13 protein-coding genes are annotated in these 15,944 nt (G+C 70.3%); 10 read left to right on the forward strand and 3 right to left on the reverse strand.

Features of this window, described 5'->3' with window-relative positions; all coding sequences use genetic code 11:
- Nucleotides 1–34: 34 nt before the first annotated feature.
- Entirely contained in the window at nt 35–829 is a 795-nt protein-coding gene (locus tag J4G33_RS11820; RefSeq protein ID WP_208056175.1) for a 3-ketoacyl-ACP reductase, read from the reverse strand.
- A 278-nt stretch (nt 830–1,107) separates the two neighbouring features.
- Here J4G33_RS11820 and recQ point away from each other — a divergent pair, with 278 nt between their 5' ends.
- From recQ to J4G33_RS11855, 7 genes are all read left to right on the forward strand, one after another.
- The gene (gene recQ, locus J4G33_RS11825; protein ID WP_208056176.1) at nt 1,108–3,153 is read left to right on the forward strand and encodes a DNA helicase RecQ; all 2,046 of its coding nucleotides are present in this window, start codon (nt 1,108–1,110) and stop codon (nt 3,151–3,153) included.
- A gap of 29 nt (nt 3,154–3,182) precedes the next feature.
- Nucleotides 3,183–4,118 (forward strand): AEC family transporter, encoded by a 936-nt coding sequence (locus tag J4G33_RS11830; RefSeq protein ID WP_208056177.1) that lies wholly within the window; start codon nt 3,183–3,185, stop codon nt 4,116–4,118.
- A 461-nt stretch (nt 4,119–4,579) separates the two neighbouring features.
- Nucleotides 4,580–4,726 carry a hypothetical protein gene (locus J4G33_RS11835; RefSeq protein ID WP_208056178.1) on the forward strand — a complete coding sequence of 49 codons (147 nt, stop codon included), beginning with the start codon at nt 4,580–4,582 and terminating at the stop codon, nt 4,724–4,726.
- Between the two features lie 161 nt (nt 4,727–4,887).
- Complete coding sequence (locus J4G33_RS17845) at nt 4,888–6,900, forward strand: beta-xylosidase family glycoside hydrolase (protein ID WP_208056179.1); 2,013 nt, start codon at nt 4,888–4,890, stop codon at nt 6,898–6,900.
- 88 nt (nt 6,901–6,988) lie between these two features.
- Complete coding sequence (locus J4G33_RS11845; RefSeq protein WP_208056180.1) at nt 6,989–7,426, forward strand: hypothetical protein; 438 nt, start codon at nt 6,989–6,991, stop codon at nt 7,424–7,426.
- A gap of 795 nt (nt 7,427–8,221) precedes the next feature.
- Nucleotides 8,222–9,379: a lipocalin-like domain-containing protein gene (locus J4G33_RS11850; protein ID WP_208056181.1), complete on the forward strand. Its 1,158-nt coding sequence runs from the start codon at nt 8,222–8,224 to the stop codon at nt 9,377–9,379.
- A gap of 16 nt (nt 9,380–9,395) precedes the next feature.
- Complete coding sequence (locus tag J4G33_RS11855; RefSeq protein ID WP_208056182.1) at nt 9,396–11,126, forward strand: FAD-binding protein; 1,731 nt, start codon at nt 9,396–9,398, stop codon at nt 11,124–11,126.
- Between the two features lie 22 nt (nt 11,127–11,148).
- Here the strand turns inward: J4G33_RS11855 and sigJ are convergent, their stop codons facing one another.
- A complete protein-coding gene (sigJ, locus tag J4G33_RS11860; protein WP_208056183.1) occupies nt 11,149–12,051 on the reverse strand; it encodes an RNA polymerase sigma factor SigJ in 903 nt (300 codons plus the stop codon).
- Nucleotides 12,052–12,289: 238 nt separating this feature from the next.
- On the opposite strand from sigJ, the gene J4G33_RS11865 reads away from it, so the two are divergent.
- A complete protein-coding gene (locus tag J4G33_RS11865; RefSeq protein WP_208056184.1) occupies nt 12,290–13,141 on the forward strand; it encodes an NAD-dependent epimerase/dehydratase family protein in 852 nt (283 codons plus the stop codon).
- A 27-nt stretch (nt 13,142–13,168) separates the two neighbouring features.
- On the opposite strand, the gene J4G33_RS11870 is transcribed toward J4G33_RS11865, so the two are convergent.
- Complete coding sequence (locus tag J4G33_RS11870; RefSeq protein WP_208056185.1) at nt 13,169–13,618, reverse strand: carboxymuconolactone decarboxylase family protein; 450 nt, start codon at nt 13,616–13,618, stop codon at nt 13,169–13,171.
- Between the two features lie 234 nt (nt 13,619–13,852).
- Between J4G33_RS11870 and J4G33_RS11875 the strand changes: the two genes are divergently transcribed.
- Both J4G33_RS11875 and J4G33_RS11880 read left to right on the forward strand, forming a co-directional pair.
- Nucleotides 13,853–14,950, forward strand: coding sequence for a thiamine pyrophosphate-dependent enzyme (locus J4G33_RS11875; RefSeq protein ID WP_208056186.1), 1,098 nt, complete (start codon nt 13,853–13,855; stop codon nt 14,948–14,950).
- The gene (locus tag J4G33_RS11880) at nt 14,947–15,939 is read left to right on the forward strand and encodes an alpha-ketoacid dehydrogenase subunit beta (RefSeq protein ID WP_208056187.1); all 993 of its coding nucleotides are present in this window, start codon (nt 14,947–14,949) and stop codon (nt 15,937–15,939) included. The genes J4G33_RS11875 and J4G33_RS11880 overlap by 4 nt, the downstream gene beginning before the upstream one ends.
- The last annotated feature ends 5 nt before the right edge of the window (nt 15,940–15,944 follow it).

The raw sequence follows: 15,944 nt of genomic DNA on the forward strand, positions 1-15,944 counted from the left end.
GCAGGGGGTAGGGCGCAGGGGTACGGCGGGGCGGTCAGAGCCGTGGGATGTGCATGCCGCCGTCGACGTGGAACACCTCGCCGGTCGAGTAGGGCGTCTGCCCGGTGGCGAGGATCGAGACGGCCCCCGCGACGTCGGCCGGGCGACCCCAGCGGGCGATCGGCGCCAGGCCGTCGGCGAGCAGGGCGTCGTACTTGCTGGTCACGCCCGCGGTCATGTCGGTGGCGATGACGCCGGGGCGCACCTCGTAGACGACGATCCCCTCGGGGGCCAGGCGTGCGGCGAAGAGCTGGGTCGCCATGCCGACACCCGCCTTCGAGATGCAGTAGTCGCCCCGGTTGGTCGAGACGGCGGTGGCCGAGATCGACGAGACGTTGATGATCGTCGCGACGGGCGTCTCGGGGGGCTCGGGCAGGGCAGCCAGGTCGCCGCGCAGGGCCAGGACGCGGTTGGCGAAGGTCTGGGTGAGGAAGTACGGGCCGCGCAGGTTGATGCCGAGCACCCGGTCGAAGCTCTCGGGAGTGGCCTCGAGCAGGTCGGCACGGACCGAGGGCGCGACGCCGGCGTTGTTGACCAGGAGGTCGAGCCGGCCCCACGCGTCGACGGCGTCGGCCACGTAGCGCTCGTGGTCCTCGGGCTCGGCCACCGACCCGCGGACATACCGCACACGATCGTCGCTGCCTGCGAGCTCACGGAGCTCGGTGAGCACCTCGGTCGGCTCCTCACGCGTGGCGAGGATCGAGACGGCGAAGCCGTCGGTGAGCAGACGGCGGGAGATGCCGAGACCGATGCCCCGGTTGCCGCCGGTGACCAGTGCCACGGGTGTCATCGAGTGCGTTCCTCACGTCGAGCGGGGTCGGCGGGTCGGCGCCGACGGTCCTGATCCTGGCATGGGGAAGGAGCTTCGGGCAAGCGCTTTCCATCGCATCCAATCTCGTGTCAGAACCTGGGGTACCCAGAGCACCCCCTCGTTCTGACACGAGATTGGTGCACTCTCGCGTCAGAGCGTGGGGGTGCCAGAGGTATCCGAGGTTCTGACACGAGGACGGGCCCTCGGGATCTGTGGACAGCCCCGGCCCCGTCACCCCGGCCTCGTAGGGTGGCGGGGTGACTGACGCCTGGGCCGGACCCGACGACGAACCCCCGTACGACCCCGCCTACGACGACGTCCCGCCCGACCTCGGATACGGCGCCGCCCCCGGCCCGTCGACCGCGACCGCCGCCGGCCGCAGCCCGTCGTCGCGCCCCGCCTCCTCCGCGGGCCCCATCCCCGCGGCGACTCCCCACAACCCCGCTCCCCCCGTCCGCGCCGCGGGTGACGACCGTCCCCCGCGCACCCCGCTCGAGGTGCTGAGCGAGGTCTTCGGTTACGACTCCTTCCGCGGTGATCAGGCCGAGATCATCGACACCGTCGTCGGCGGCGGCGACGCCCTGGTCCTCATGCCGACTGGTGGCGGCAAGTCCCTGTGCTACCAGGTGCCGGCCCTCGTCCGGCCGGGCACCGGCGTCGTCATCTCGCCGCTCATCGCGCTCATGCAGGACCAGGTGGACGCCCTGTCGGTGCTGGGCGTCCGCGCCGGGTTCCTCAACTCCACGCAGGACCCGGCCGAGCGCCAGCGCGTCGAGCACGCCTACCTCGGCGGCGAGCTCGACCTGCTCTACCTGGCCCCTGAGCGTCTGCGTGTGCCAAGCACCCTGGACCTGCTGGGCCGCGGGCACGTCGCGCTGTTCGCGATCGACGAGGCGCACTGCGTGTCCCAGTGGGGGCACGACTTTCGCCCCGACTACCTGCAGCTCGCCGTCCTGCACGAGCGGTGGCCCGAGGTCCCGCGCATCGCCCTGACCGCGACGGCCACCGAGACCACCCATGCCGAGATCGCCCAGCGCCTCGAGCTGAGCGAGGCCACCGGGGCCAAGCACTTCGTCGCGAGCTTCGACCGCCCCAACATCCAGTACCGCATCGTCGCCAAGGACAACCCGCGCGCCCAGCTGCTCGACCTGCTGCGCACCGAGCACGCCGGCGACGCGGGCATCGTGTACTGCCTGTCCCGCAAGTCGGTCGAGCAGACGGCGGCCCACCTCAGCTCCCAGGGCATCCCGGCCCTGCCGTACCACGCGGGCCTGGACCGCCGGGTCCGCGCCGAGAACCAGTCCCGGTTCCTGCGCGAGGACGGGCTGGTCATGGTCGCGACGATCGCCTTCGGCATGGGCATCGACAAGCCCGACGTGCGGTTCGTCGCCCACCTGGACCTGCCCAAGTCTGTCGAGGGCTACTACCAGGAGACCGGCCGCGCCGGCCGCGACGGCCTCCCCTCGACCGCGTGGCTCGCGTACGGCCTGGCCGACGTCGTCCAGCAGCGCCGCATGATCGACAGCTCCGAGGGGGACGCCGCGCACCGGCGCCGGTTGAGCGCCCACCTCGACGCGATGCTCGCCCTGTGCGAGACGGTGGGCTGCCGCCGCGTCCAGCTGCTCGCCTACTTCGGTCAGGGGAGCGAGCCCTGCGGCAACTGCGACACCTGCCTGACCCCGCCCGAGGCCTTCGACGGCACCGTCCCCGCGCAGAAGCTGCTCTCGGCCGTGGTCCGCCTCGACCAGCGCGGTCAGCGCTACGGCGCCGGGCACGTGGTGGACATCCTGCTGGGCAAGGAGACCCCGCGGATCACCCAGCTCGGGCACACCGACCTCACGGTCTTCGGCATCGGCACCGAGCTGGCCGAGCCCGAGTGGCGCGGCGTCGTCCGCCAGCTCCTCGCCCAGGGCCTGCTCGCGGTCGACGGCGACGGGTACGGCACCCTGCGCATCACCGAGGCCAGCCGCGCGGTACTCAGCGGCGACCGCCAGGTACCCCTGCGTCGCGAGGCACCCAAGGCCACCCGCACCCGCTCCACGCGCTCCGGCCGGTCCGGGGCCAAGGCCGGGCCCGAGCTCGACGCCGCGGCCACCGAGATCTTCGAGCGGCTGCGCGCCTGGCGTGCGGCCACGGCCAAGGAGAACGGCGTCCCCGCCTACGTGATCTTCCACGACGCGACCCTGCGGGAGATCGCCACCCAACGCCCCACCAGCCTCGACGAGCTCGCCACGGTCACCGGGGTCGGCGCCACCAAGCGCGAGCGCTACGGCACCCAGCTGCTCGAAGCCCTCGCCCCCTGATGGGGGCGGTCACCTCAGCCCTCGGGACCATGGCGGCGATCGCCGTCGTCGGCTGGCTCATCGGCCGCGCACGGCTGCTCGGGGCGGGGGCCGAGCAGGTGCTGGCGCGGACGGTCTTCGCGATCGCCGCGCCGTCCCTGCTCATGGTGACCATCGCGCACGCAGACCTGGGCCTGCTGCTCTCGCGGCTCGCAGTGGTCACGGCGATCAGCACGTCGGTGGTGGTGCTGATCGCGGCGCTCGTGGTGCGGTTCGGGTTCCGACGCTCGGCGGGCGAGACGACGGTCGTGACCCTCGCCGCCTCCTACGTCAACGCCGGCAACCTCGGCATCCCCATCGCGGTCTACCTGCTGGGGGACGCCGTCGCCGTCGTCCCGACGCTGCTCTTCCAGCTGCTGGTGCTCGCCCCTGTGGCCTTCGCCGTGCTCGACGCGCGACCCGGCGGCACGGACACCCGCACCCCGGCCGACGACGGGACGGCGCCCGTCCCCGCGCTGACCCGCGCCCGGGGCGTGGCCGCCCGGACCCTGCGCAACCCGATCATCATCGGCGCCCTGACCGGTGTGCTCCTCACCCTGCTGCCGTGGGACCTGCCCGAGGTCGTGTACGAGCCCTTCCGCCTCATCGGCGCCGCCGCGGCCCCCCTCGCGCTGCTGACCTTCGGCATGTCCCTCGCGGTGCCACGCAAGGAGGCCGCGAGCGCCCCGGCCCGCGAGCTCGCCCTGGTCATCGCCCTGCGCAGCGTGCTGCACCCAGCCCTGGCCGCGGGGCTCGGACTGCTGCTGGGTCTCGAAGGCACCGCCTTGCTCGCCGTGGTGACGATGGCCGCCCTACCGACCGCGCAGAACGTGCTGGTCTACGCCCTGCAGTACGGCCGCGGCCAAGCCGTCGCCCGCGACGCCGGCCTCTGGACGACACTGCTCGCCATGCCCGTGATGCTCGTGATCGCGGCGGTGCTGGGGTGACACCCTCCGGGGCCGACTCGATGGCGCATCCACCCGGGACCGCGCGACGTCAGCCCTCGACGCCACGGCATAGCGCACCGCTAGCCTCAGGGCACGCGTCCAGGGAGGTCGGAGCCGTGCCCGCATCGAGAGGCGACAGCCACGAGCACTCGCTCGTGGTCACCGTCGGCGGCGCCATCGCCCTGCTGACCATCGCTGGCTGCACCCAGACCCCAGACTCACCATCCGAGCCGACAACCCCTGAAGCAGTCCAGGAGTCCCCGGCCCCCGCGACCCTCGAGCGGCAACCGCTGTGTGCGGAGTTCCCCGCGAGCGGGTCGGGCGACGGGCCGGACTTCGAAGGCTGGTGGAACTCCACGCCAGCGGACGCGGATGGCAAAGTCATCCACGACCCCGAGCGGTGGCCCACCCAGCTCCGAGACCACCCCCGTGTGGCGGTTGTCCGGACCGACCCTCTCGAGGTGATCTCGACCTGGGACCGCGTCGTCTGCGGTCCCGACGAGACCTTCGCGCCGGACCCGTCTGTCGACTGGACGGCCGACGGGATCGTCCTCGTCGACATGGACACCGGCGAGACTCTCGACACCTTCGACGGAGCTCTCGAGTAGCGCACGCGTCTCGCGCGAACAGGCCAGCCGCAGGCCCCGCTCCGCTAATAATGCGCATCATCCCGTTGACCCGCTGACCCGTGGCTCCGAAGACTGCGTGAGCCGGGCCCGCCCGGTGTCCGGCGACGACGACGTCCCGGACCACCACGACGGAGGTCACCGTGATCCCTCAACGCCGAGGACGACGCACCGCCCGCCTCAGCACCATCCTTGCCCTGGTCCTCATCGCCCCGCTCGCCACCGCCGGCACTGCCACCGCGGCGCCGTCGTCAGGCGGGGAGGCCACGACGCCGCAGGCGAACGAGGAGCTGGCCGCAGCCCAGCAGGCGCCAGCGCTCCCCCAGTTCGCCTTCGCGGGTCAGGTCATCGACAAGGAGGAGATGATCTACAACCCGACCGACGAGTTCATCTTCCCGAGCATCTTCCACGCGGGTGAGCACCTCGCCGACCCGCTGGGCGAGTGGTACCTGTACTACGCCCCGCACGACGCCCCCGGCGGCATCTCCCTGATGTACTCCGACTCCCTCGACGGCCCGTGGACCGAGTACGAGGCCAACCCGCTGATCAGCAACGAGTGGCCGCCGTACTACAACCGCGTCTCGCACGTCTCCTCCCCCGACGCGGTCTGGGACGAGGCGAACGACCAGATGCTGCTGTACTTCCACGGCGAGAACTCGACGAGCCGCTGGGCCACCTCGACCGACGGCCTGACCTTCGACGACTCCGGGGTCGCGGTCACCAACGCCGACGGCGGCGCGGGAACGACCGAGAGCTCCTACGCGCGGGTCTTCGAGCACCCCGACGCGGACTCCCCGTACCGGTGGGCGATGTTCTACATGCAGAACCGCACCGACGACATCCGGCGCATCAAGATGGCCGAGTCGGTCGACGGCAAGGACTGGGACGTGCGGCCCGAGCCCGTCGTCGTGCCGAACGCCGAGACAGGTCGCAACGTCTCGGGTGGCAACCTGCTCACCTGGGAGGGGCAGAACTACGTCGTCTACCACGGCTCCTCGGGCGTCTCCTACGCGCGCGCCATCGACCCGGCCGTTACCGAGGTCGGCCCCCAGCAGGTGCTGCACCGCTCCTCAGGCGTCGGGGACGACGTCGGCCGGGTGGCGGCCCCCGAGGTGGTCACCGACGGCGAAGAGACCTACCTCTTCTACGAGTCCGGCGACCGGCTGGGCGCAACCATCGCCTACGCGACCCGCGTCGAGCCCACCCCGCCCGACCCCGACCCGCTGCGCGAGCAGTGCAGCGGCGTGGCCTCCGACGAGTTCGACGGCACCACCCTCGACGCCGACCTGTGGCGCGTGGTCAACCCCGAGGGCGCCCGCCACGAGCTCACCGACGGCACCCTGACCATCCCGACCTACGCGACCGGCGTGGCCGGCGCGCCCTTCCCCGTGCAGGACGTCCCCGAGGGCGCGTGGGAGGTCACCACCCAGGTCGACGTCGACCCGACGGCCCGGTTCCAGCAGGCCGGGCTCATCCTGCACCGATCGGGCAACACCTACGCCAAGCTCGACTACAGCTACGGCACCAACGGCCTGCGCTTCAGCTACATCTGGCGCCAGGAGGGCTCGGAGCGCAACGCCTCGATCGACACCCCGCCCGTCCCCGAGGGCACCGGCACCACGGTGTGGCTGCGCCTGACCAGCGACGGCACCGACGTGCGAGCCGCGGCTTCGACCGACGGGCAGGACTTCGCGCCCGTCGGCCGACCGGTCCCGCTCGCCGACCTCGCCCCCACCGGGATCGGCGTCTCGGCGCTGCGCGGCGCGACGGCGGCCCCGGAGATCACCGCGACCTTCGACTGGTTCCGGTGGACCCCCACGGCCGTCGAGGCCGAGGCGTGCGCCGCCCCGCAGGTCGCCGACTGGGAGGCTGGCGTGGACTACGACGACGGCGATCAGGTCCGGCACGGCGGCAGCACGTGGACCGCTCTGTGGTGGACGCGGGACCAGCAGCCTGGTTCGAGCGCCTACGGCCCGTGGACCGAGGTCGGCACGACGACGGCCTGCGGCACGGCCTGGACCGCGAGCGCCATCCACGTGGACGGCGACGTCGTCGTGCACGACGGGCACCGTTGGGAGGCCGCCTGGTGGACGCGCAACGAGGAGCCGGGGGCCTCGCCCTGGGGTCCCTGGCAGGACCTGGGCGCCTGCGCCTGAGGTAGGTGCCCGTCTGCCCCACCCCCGCCGGGTGCTCGAGCCCAGGTCCGATGGCCTGGTCGAGCACCCGGCGGGCTACGGTGCGCGGATGAGCAACCTGAACGTCGTCGGCGACCGTGACGCGTGGCGCTGCTGGCTGTGCGACGAGCCGGTCGACCCTGAGGCGTCGGTCAACTCCGACCGCGGCCCGAGCGTCGACCTCGGCGTCACCAAGTCCAAGAAGGCCGCCGCGGGCGCCGAGCGGCTCGCGCACCGCGCGTGCAACACCCGCCGAGGGGCGGTCAAGCCGGTGGTGCCGTGGTCGCCCGAGCTCTTCGTCGTCGACCCCGCACCGATCGTGGGGACCGTCGAGCGCCTCGGCCTCAAGGGCGGGCGTGAGGTGGTGGCGCGCTGCCCGAGCCGTGCGGACGCCGACCTCGCCGCTGCGTGGCTGGTCGATCGGCTATCGCGCTTCGCCCCCGACCTGGCCGTCACGACGCAGGTCGAGTCGGGTGGTGGGCAGTTCCTGGTGGTGCTGCGCGCCTGACGACCCACGAGCGACTTCCCTACGAGGCGTGGGGGGAGGCAGCAAGCGGTTCGACCTGGCGACGCAGCGCTGGGTGCGTGGGCCACCGGCCGATGGGTCGACCTCTCCGCAGGGCCGTGGTTGCCGGTGCCCGTCGGGGGGGACGTGATCGGTTCGTCGTGGGCGGCTACGGCGTCGTCGCGACGCGGATGGTCGGGGTCGGACGGCGTTGACTGCTGCTCGGGCAGGGGCTCCGGGGCGGTGAGCACCTCCCGTCGTCGAGCGCGCCAGGTGTCGATGCGGGGCGTTGGCGAGCACGCGGGCGCGGGTACGCGAGGGGCATACCGCGACGTGCCGTGCCCCCGGCGGGATAGCGCTGGGTCAGCTCCGCCGCGCGGGTAGTCGTCACCGCACAGCAACCGCGCCGTCCGGATCAGGTCTCCACCGCACTCGACGACGAACTCTGTGAACTCGACGTCCCAGTCAGCCGCGGGCACCTCGACAGGCAGGTCCTCGGCTGGCCTCAGGCTCTCGCATCACCTGATCGGAGGAGTCAACGCTCTGCGCCGCGACCAGGAGGATGCCACCCAGATCGCGGTCGGCACGAGGCACGAGATTCGCCTCCCCTCGCAGATCACGCGGCCGGACCGCGAGCGCCATCCCCGTGGTCGGCGACGTCGCCGTGCACGACAGACACGGCTAGGCCCCCCGGGGAGGAGCGCGATGCGCTCATCTCCCGCCTCATCACATTTCGGTAGGCCATCTGGTCCTTAGAGGTGAGGCGCACTCCTGCCTCACCTATGCGAAGGGGCACCCATGAGCGTCGAAGAGGCGTCCAACTGGACTACCGACCATGGCCCGGGCACTCCACATCGTGCGGGCATCGCGCACCGCGACGAGGACTTCCGGCGCCTCGGGATCGAGCGCGAGCGGGTCGCCGGGTGGGAGGACGGCGCGCGGACCGATGGGCGTCGGGGGACGTACGAGTGGTGGTACTTCGACGCACACTTGGATGACGGGGCCAAGCTCGTCGTCATCTTCATGACGAAGGACCTCTCGGCCCCGAACACGCGACTGAGTCCGCAGATGCGTCTCAACCTCGACCTACCCGACGGGCGCAGCTACGAGATCATCAAGGACTTCCCGGCCGCCTCGTTCTCCGCCTCGGCCGCGAGGGCCGACGTGGTCCTAGGTGGCAACACGTTCGCGGGCGACCTGTCGCACTACGCGATCCACGTGGACGTCGACGGCATCACGGTGGACCTCATGCTCGACGCAGAGGTGGAGCCTTGGCGCCCTCATACCGGCTACCTCGTCTTCGGGCGCAAGCGTGACCTGGAGTTCGCCTGGCTCCCATCGGTGCCCCAAGGCAGGGTCCGCGGCAGCTACGAGGTCGACGGCGCCCGCACCGAGGTCACCGGCGTCGGCTACCACGATCACAACTGGGGCAACGTCGGGATGATCTCAGTCATCAACGACTGGTACTGGGCACGCGGCCAGGCCGGACCGTACTCGGTGATCGCTTCGTACATCACGGCCCACAAGAGGTACGGGTACGAACCGATCCCCATCTTCATGCTGGCGAGGAACGGCCGCATCGTCGCCGACGACGCCGCTCACGTGAACTTCTCGGCCTCCGAGATCCGCACCGACCCCAAGACAGGCAAACCCGTCGCGACCGTGACGACCTACACCTACGACGACGGAACCGACCGGTACACCGTCACTTTCACGAGGCGCCGCGACCTGGTGGCGAACACGTTCGTGGAGCAGATGCGCGGTTGGCGCAAGGCCGCTGCGCGCCTGGTCGGGTTCGACGGCGCCTACCTCCGGTTCATCGGTGAACTCAGCATCGAGAGGCAGGCGACGGACGGATACGTGCTGGAGACCTATACCGACGAGGCGATCTGGGAGCTCATGTACTTCGGCCACGCCCGCCAGGCGGGCACCGCGAACGGAAGTAACGAGTCATGACCACGGAGAGCAGCAGATGAACATCACCGAACGTCGCATCTCGACCACCGTGCTCGTGATCGGCACGGGCGGGTCGGGCCTGCGCGCCGCGATCGAGCTCGCCGAACAGGGAGTGAGCGTCCTGGCGGTCGGCAAACGCTCCCGCGTGGACGCGCACACCTCTCTGGCCGCTGGCGGCATCAACGCCGCTCTTGGCACCATCGATCCTGCGGACTCCTGGCAGCAGCACGCAGCCGACACGATCAAGGAGAGCTACGGTCTGGCCAACCCGCACACCGTCCAGATCGTCACGAAGGGCGCCGCCCGGGGCATCGCCGACCTGGCACGATACGGAATGGCCTTCGCCCGCGAAGACGACGGGCGCATCTCTCAGCGGTTCTTCGGCGCGCACACCTATCGTCGCACCGCATTCGCAGGCGACTACACCGGCCTGGCGATCCAGCGCTCCCTCGTGACCCGCGCGACGCGGTTGGACATCCCGATCCTTGACTCGCTCTACATCACCCGCCTCCTCGTGCGCGACGGCGTCGTTTTCGGTGCGTACGGGTTCGACGTGACCGATGGGATGCCGCATCTGATCCACGCCGATGCCGTGATCCTCGCCGCGGGCGGCCACACCCGCATCTGGCGTCGCACGTCATCGCGCCGTGACGAGAACACCGGCGACTCGTTCCGGCTCGCGGTCGAGGCCGGCGCCCGCCTGCGCGACCCCGAGCTGGTTCAGTTCCACCCCTCGGGCATCCTTGAGCCGGAGAGTGCCGCAGGCACGCTGGTGTCCGAGGCGGCGCGCGGCGAGGGAGGGATCCTGCGCAACGCGCGCGGCGATCGCTTCATGAAGCACTACGACTCGGAGCGGATGGAGCTGTCCACCAGGGACCGGGTGTCCCTCGCCGCCTACACCGAGATCAAAGAGGGGCGGGGGACAGACAAGGGCGGCGTCTGGCTCGACGTCTCCCACCTACCTCGCAAGACGATCCTGACGCGGCTGCCGCGCGTCTACCAGACGCTGCTGGACCTGCAGATGCTCGACATCACTGCTGAGCCGATCGAGATCGCTCCCACCGCCCACTACTCCATGGGAGGAGTGTGGGTCCGACCCGAGGACCACAGCACCGACGTCGCGGGCCTGTTTGCGATCGGTGAGGCATCCTCCGGCCTGCACGGCGCGAATCGACTCGGTGGAAACTCGCTGATCGAGCTGTTGGTGTTCGGCCGGGTCGTGGGACGAGCGGCCGCAGAGTACTCAGCGGGCCTGGACGCGCAGCGCCGTTCGCGCGACGCCGAGGAGCAGGCGCGTCACGAGTTCAGGGAGCTGCTGGCAGCCGACGGCCCCGAGAGTGTGCGCAGGCTGCAGCGCGCGGTCCGGAACACGATGACCGCCCATGCCGGGGTGGTTCGCGACGAGACCGGCCTGCTGACCGGGTTGCGAGAGTTGGACGAGATCACCGAGCGCACCGATAGCGTCGGCACCCATCCCGACATCGCCGGCTTCGGCGATGTCGCGCATGCCTTCGACCTCAAGGCTTCCCTGATGGCCGCGCGCGCCACGATCGAGGCGGCCCTCGAACGCCGCGAGAGCCGCGGATGCCACAACCGCAGCGACTACCCCGACCTGGACCCGGCTCTACAGGTGAACCTGGTCTGGTCCCCCACCACGGGTGTCGTGCACGAGGAGATCCCGTCGGTGCCGGGCGAGATTGCCAAGCTCATGGTCGACGTCTCCGCAGACGGCAAGCTGGTCGAGTAGTCGGCGGGCCGCCTGCAGACGCTCAGTTCCACAACGTGAGCTTGTACGGGTTCATCATCATGCGCACGTCGACGACGACGCCCTGCGCCACGTCCAGGGTGACGATGCCGTAGATCCGACCGTCCTCCCACAGTGCGAAGCCTGTCCCATCCGGCGTCTCCTGCTCGATGACGGTGGAGCCCGGCCGCTTGTGCAGCGCCCCCACGAGGAACCGAGCAACCTTCTCGCGGCCGAAAACGGGGTTGCGTGCCGCGGTGACCACGCCACCGCCGTCCGAACGCAGCACCACGTCCGGGTCGAGCATGGAGACCAGCCCGGCGATGTCACCTGCGCGAGCTGCCGCAGAGAACGCCTTGACCACCTCTTCGTGCTCGGCATGCGTCGAACGCCGGCCGCGGCTGCGTTGCACGCGCCGTCGCGCCGACACTGCCAGCTGGCGACACGCGGCGGCGGAGCGGCCGACGATCTTGGCGATCTCATCAAACGGCATCGCGAACACGTCGTGCAGCACGAAAGCAACACGCTCGGCGGGCGTCATCGACTCCAGGACGACGAGGAGAGCACTACTGACCGACTCGTCGAGCGTCACGCGATCAAGAGGATCCCCGGCCCCTTCCGACGGGGTCGCGAACGCCAGCGGTGGGACGGGCTCCGGCAACCAGGGCCCCACATAGACCTCGCGACGGTGATGCGCGGAAGCGAGGACGTTCAGGCAGATCCTGCTCGCCGCCTTCGTGAGCCACGCGCGAGGAACCTCGATGGCGGCACGCTCCTGGTCACTCATCCGGTACCAGCGGATGTAGGTCTCCTGCACGGCGTCCTCGGCATCGGCGACCGTGCCCAGCATGCGAAACGCCAACGACACCAGGTGACGGCGTTCGCCGAGCACGTCGTCCTGGCCGCTGTCCTCCGGGGTGATTGCCATGTCGCACCCTCCGCTCCTCACTAGTAGACCGGGAGGACGAGCCGAATGTGAGGTGACGGCTCACAGTTGACGGCGCTGCGTGGTCTTGACGGGTATGACGGCAACACCCGACCGGAGATCGCTCGCATCGCCGCGGGCTCCAGCGAGCAGTACGCCACCTACGGCGGCCCCGCCCGACCGAGGGAGACGACGCAACGGAGGTCCCGGTGGCCACGGCTCCTGATCTCGAGGAAGGTTCATGAGAGTACTCATCGTCGGTGGGTCCGGTGTCGTCGGGAGCCGCCTCATCCCTCCTCTGGTCGCGGATGGTCACCAGGTGGTGGCCACCACCCGTCGAGAGCGGAACGCCTCGTTCCTCCGCGAGCTCGGTGCTACGGGTGTCACGGTCGATGTGTTTGACGCGCCGCACACCGAAGCGGTCGTCCGCGACACCGCCCCTGATCTGATCGTGGATCAGCTGACAGATCTCAGCGACTTCGACTTCGAGGCCAACGCCCGGCTGCGGCGGGCGGGGACTGCCAACCTCGTCGCCGCGGCGCAGGCCGCCGGCGTTGAGCGCATCATCGCTCAGAGCATCGCCTGGGCGTACGAGCCCGGCGACACCCCCGCTCTCGAGACCGATCCGCTCATCGAGGACACGGCCGTTGCCGTGATGGAAGCGCACGTGCGCCGCATGCCTCGCAGCACGATCCTCCGATACGGACGGTTCTACGGACCGGGCACCTGGTACGCAGACGGTGGCCGCGTCGCCAACGCGGCGACTGCCGGGCTGCTCCTAGCCACGCCGGCCATCGCCTCGTTCGTACACATCGACGATGTCATCACCGCGACGGTGGCGGCGATCGACTGGCCCGACGGCGTCTACAACATCGTCGACGGTGATCCGGCCCCGGCAGAGGTATGGATGCCGGTCCTCGCGCGCGGTATCGGAGCACCGACTCCCCGGCCTGTGCCGCTGCCCACCCACCAGGCGCTCGGCAGGCCCGTGTCCAACACCAAGGCCCGTGCGCTCGGCTGGGTGCCGGCGTACCCGTCGTGGCGAGATGGCTTCCCGGGCGCTGACGGTGACCATCGCCGCGACTCCCGGTAGGTCGCGCAAGGCAGGACGCCGAACGCCTCACGCCCCCACCGGGAAGTGGCTGGAGACTGCGATCCGATTCAACGCGTTCATCGCGATCGCCACCCAGGTGATCGCCGAGATCTGTCGCTCGGTGAGAACATCCACATCGGCCGCCTCTCGCGCAGGCGCCGGGGCGCGATCACTGATCAGCGTCACCTTCTCGACGATCAGCAGGGCCGCTCGCTCCTGCGGGGTGAAGTACTGCGACTCCCACCAGGCGGCAAGCACGGCAAGACGCTCAGGCGTCTCCCCGAGCGCTGCGGCGTCCCGTGTGTGGGAGCGGAGGCAGTAGGCGCACCCGTTGATCTGCGACGCGCGGATCTTCACCAGTTCGACGAGTCGTGGATCGAGCCCCTCCTCGCCGGCCGTCGATGCGGCGTCCTCGCCGAGGTCCGTCATCGCCTTGTACACCTTGGGATGCACCTTGCCGATGTTCACGTGGGCCATCTGCAGCTACCTCTCCTACGGGCACTTGCTCTGTGCCCTCCCTGGGCTGCGGTAGTCCCGCTCCCGACGATGTGACCGCGCGTCGCGGGTGAACGTGAGGTCCGAGCCGGAGGGGGCAGCGACCTCACATCTGAGCCAGCCACCAGGTCCTTGTAGATGAAGGGCGACGGCGACCACCGCACGACCCCGGTGCCCGAGGCCGACCAGCTCGGGGACGAACAGAGAGGCTGTCCCATGTCCGCACGACCGAAGACGCCCCGCCCCCCCAAGTCCGCGGCGCCCTGCAAGGACGAGGACATCGCCCTCGCCTTCTACCGCCAGATGGTGCTGATCAGGAGGTTCGAGGAGCGCGCGGCCCGCGGCTACGCGGAGGCGAAGATCGGCGGCTACTGCCACCTGAACCTCGGCGAGGAGGCGACCGTCGTCGGTCTCATGGCGGCGCTCCAACCCGACGACTACGTGTACGCCAGCTATCGCGACCACGGCTACGCGCTGGCACGCGGCATCTCCCCCGAACGCGTGATGGCGGAGCTCTACGGCCGAACCGACGGTGTCTCGAAGGGGTGGGGCGGGTCCATGCACCTGTTCGACGTCGACGCACGCCTCATGGGCGGCTACGGCATCGTCGGCGGGCAGGTCCCGCTGGCCACGGGCGCTGCGCTCGCGGTCGCCCACCGCGGCGGTGCGGAGGCCGTGCTCTGCCAGATGGGCGACGGCACGACGAACATCGGCGCGTTCCACGAGTCGCTCAACCTGGCCTCCCTGTGGGACCTGCCCATCGTCTTCGTCGTCAGCAACAACGGACTCGGCATGGGCACGACAGTCGAGGGCTCCTCCGCCGAACCCGACCTGTTCAAGCGCGCCTCGGCATACCGCATGGCGTCCGAGCGTGTCGACGGAAACGACCCGGTCGCCGTGCACGCCGCCGCCCTCCGTGCGCTGACGCACGCGCGTTCAGGGAAGCCCTTCCTCCTCGAGACGGTCACCGAGCGTCTGAAGGGCCACTCCGTGGTCGACCCCGCCGGGTACCGCACCCGCGAGCAGAAGGCACAGCTGCTCGCGGGCGACGCGCTCTCCGCCTACGCCGCGCGTCTCACCGAGCGCGCGATCCTCACCGACGATGCGACCCGAGAGATCGACGAGGCGGCCATGGCCGCCGTCGACGCCTCCGTGCGATTCGCTGACGCCAGCGCGCACCCGGCGACATCGACGCTCTTCGACTACACCTACGCGACCGCGGTCCCGAACGACTCCCGTCGACTGCCTGGACAGCCCCTGTTTCCAGCAGCCGCAAGACCTGGCGAGACCATGAGCGAGAAGGCGCCGGCATGACCGTCATCAGCTATCGCCAAGCCCTGCACGACGCGTTGCGCGAGGAGATGCAGCGAGACGCCGACGTGCTCCTCATCGGCGAGGAGATCGGGCGGTTCGAGGGCTCGTACAAGATCACCGCCGGGATGCTCGAAGAGTTCGGCCCGCGCCGCGTACGCGACACCCCGATCGCTGAGGAGGGCTTCACCGGCGCGGCGATCGGCGCCGCCATGGTGGGTCTGCGACCGGTCGTGGAGATCATGACCATCAACTTCTCGCTGCTCGCGATCGATCAGATCGTCAACCACGCCGCCAAGATCTACGGCATGTTCGGCGGCCAGGCGCGCGTGCCTCTTGTCATCCGCACCCCCGGAGGTGGTGGCCAGCAGCTCGGTGCGACCCACTCCCAGAACATCGAGCTCTACTACGCGTTCGTCCCCGGCATGAAGGTGGTCGCACCGTCGACACCGGCAGACGCGAAAGCGCTGATGCTCGCCGCGATCAGAGACGACGACCCGGTGCTCGTGCTCGAGAACCTCGCCCTCTACAACACCACCGGCGAGGTCCCGGACGTCGTCGAGCCAGCTGAGATCGGACGTGCCGCAGTCGTCCGCACCGGCAGCGACATCACCGTCATCGGGTACTCGCGGATGGCTGTGATCGCCCGGGAGGCGGCCGAGGTGCTCGCCCGCGAGGGAATCGATGTCGAGGTGATCGACCTGCGGAGCCTCCGTCCCCTCGACCGCGTCACGATCGTCACATCGGTGAAGAAGACGAGCTGCGCCGTCGTCCTGGAGGACGACTGGCTGACGTACGGGATCGGCGCCGAAATCGCCGCAACCATCTCCGACGGCGCCTTCGACTGGCTGGATGCTCCCGTGCGACGGGTCGCCATGGCTGAGGTTCCGATGCCCTACGCCAAGTCGCTCGAGATGGCCGCGCTGCCTTCCCTGGCCGATGCGATTGGCGCCATCCGAGCAACCCTCGACGCCCGCGCGCGTCGAGCCTGAAAGGC

This window comes from Actinotalea soli, from assembly GCF_017565425.1.
In the GTDB taxonomy this organism is placed as follows: domain Bacteria; phylum Actinomycetota; class Actinomycetes; order Actinomycetales; family Cellulomonadaceae; genus Actinotalea; species Actinotalea soli.

Excerpts from the sequence above, each read along its gene's own strand:
- J4G33_RS11820 (WP_208056175.1), bottom strand. The coding sequence starts at position 829 with ATGACACCCGTGGCACTGGTCACCGGCGGCAACCGGGGCATCGGTCTC.
- J4G33_RS11830 (WP_208056177.1), top strand. The coding sequence starts at position 3,183 with ATGGCGGCGATCGCCGTCGTCGGCTGGCTCATCGGCCGCGCACGGCTG.
- J4G33_RS11845 (WP_208056180.1), top strand. The coding sequence starts at position 6,989 with ATGAGCAACCTGAACGTCGTCGGCGACCGTGACGCGTGGCGCTGCTGG.
- J4G33_RS11850 (WP_208056181.1), top strand. The coding sequence starts at position 8,222 with ATGAGCGTCGAAGAGGCGTCCAACTGGACTACCGACCATGGCCCGGGC.
- J4G33_RS11855 (WP_208056182.1), top strand. The coding sequence starts at position 9,396 with ATGAACATCACCGAACGTCGCATCTCGACCACCGTGCTCGTGATCGGC.
- sigJ (WP_208056183.1), bottom strand. The coding sequence starts at position 12,051 with ATGGCAATCACCCCGGAGGACAGCGGCCAGGACGACGTGCTCGGCGAA.
- J4G33_RS11865 (WP_208056184.1), top strand. The coding sequence starts at position 12,290 with ATGAGAGTACTCATCGTCGGTGGGTCCGGTGTCGTCGGGAGCCGCCTC.
- J4G33_RS11870 (WP_208056185.1), bottom strand. The coding sequence starts at position 13,618 with ATGGCCCACGTGAACATCGGCAAGGTGCATCCCAAGGTGTACAAGGCG.
- J4G33_RS11875 (WP_208056186.1), top strand. The coding sequence starts at position 13,853 with ATGTCCGCACGACCGAAGACGCCCCGCCCCCCCAAGTCCGCGGCGCCC.
- J4G33_RS11880 (WP_208056187.1), top strand. The coding sequence starts at position 14,947 with ATGACCGTCATCAGCTATCGCCAAGCCCTGCACGACGCGTTGCGCGAG.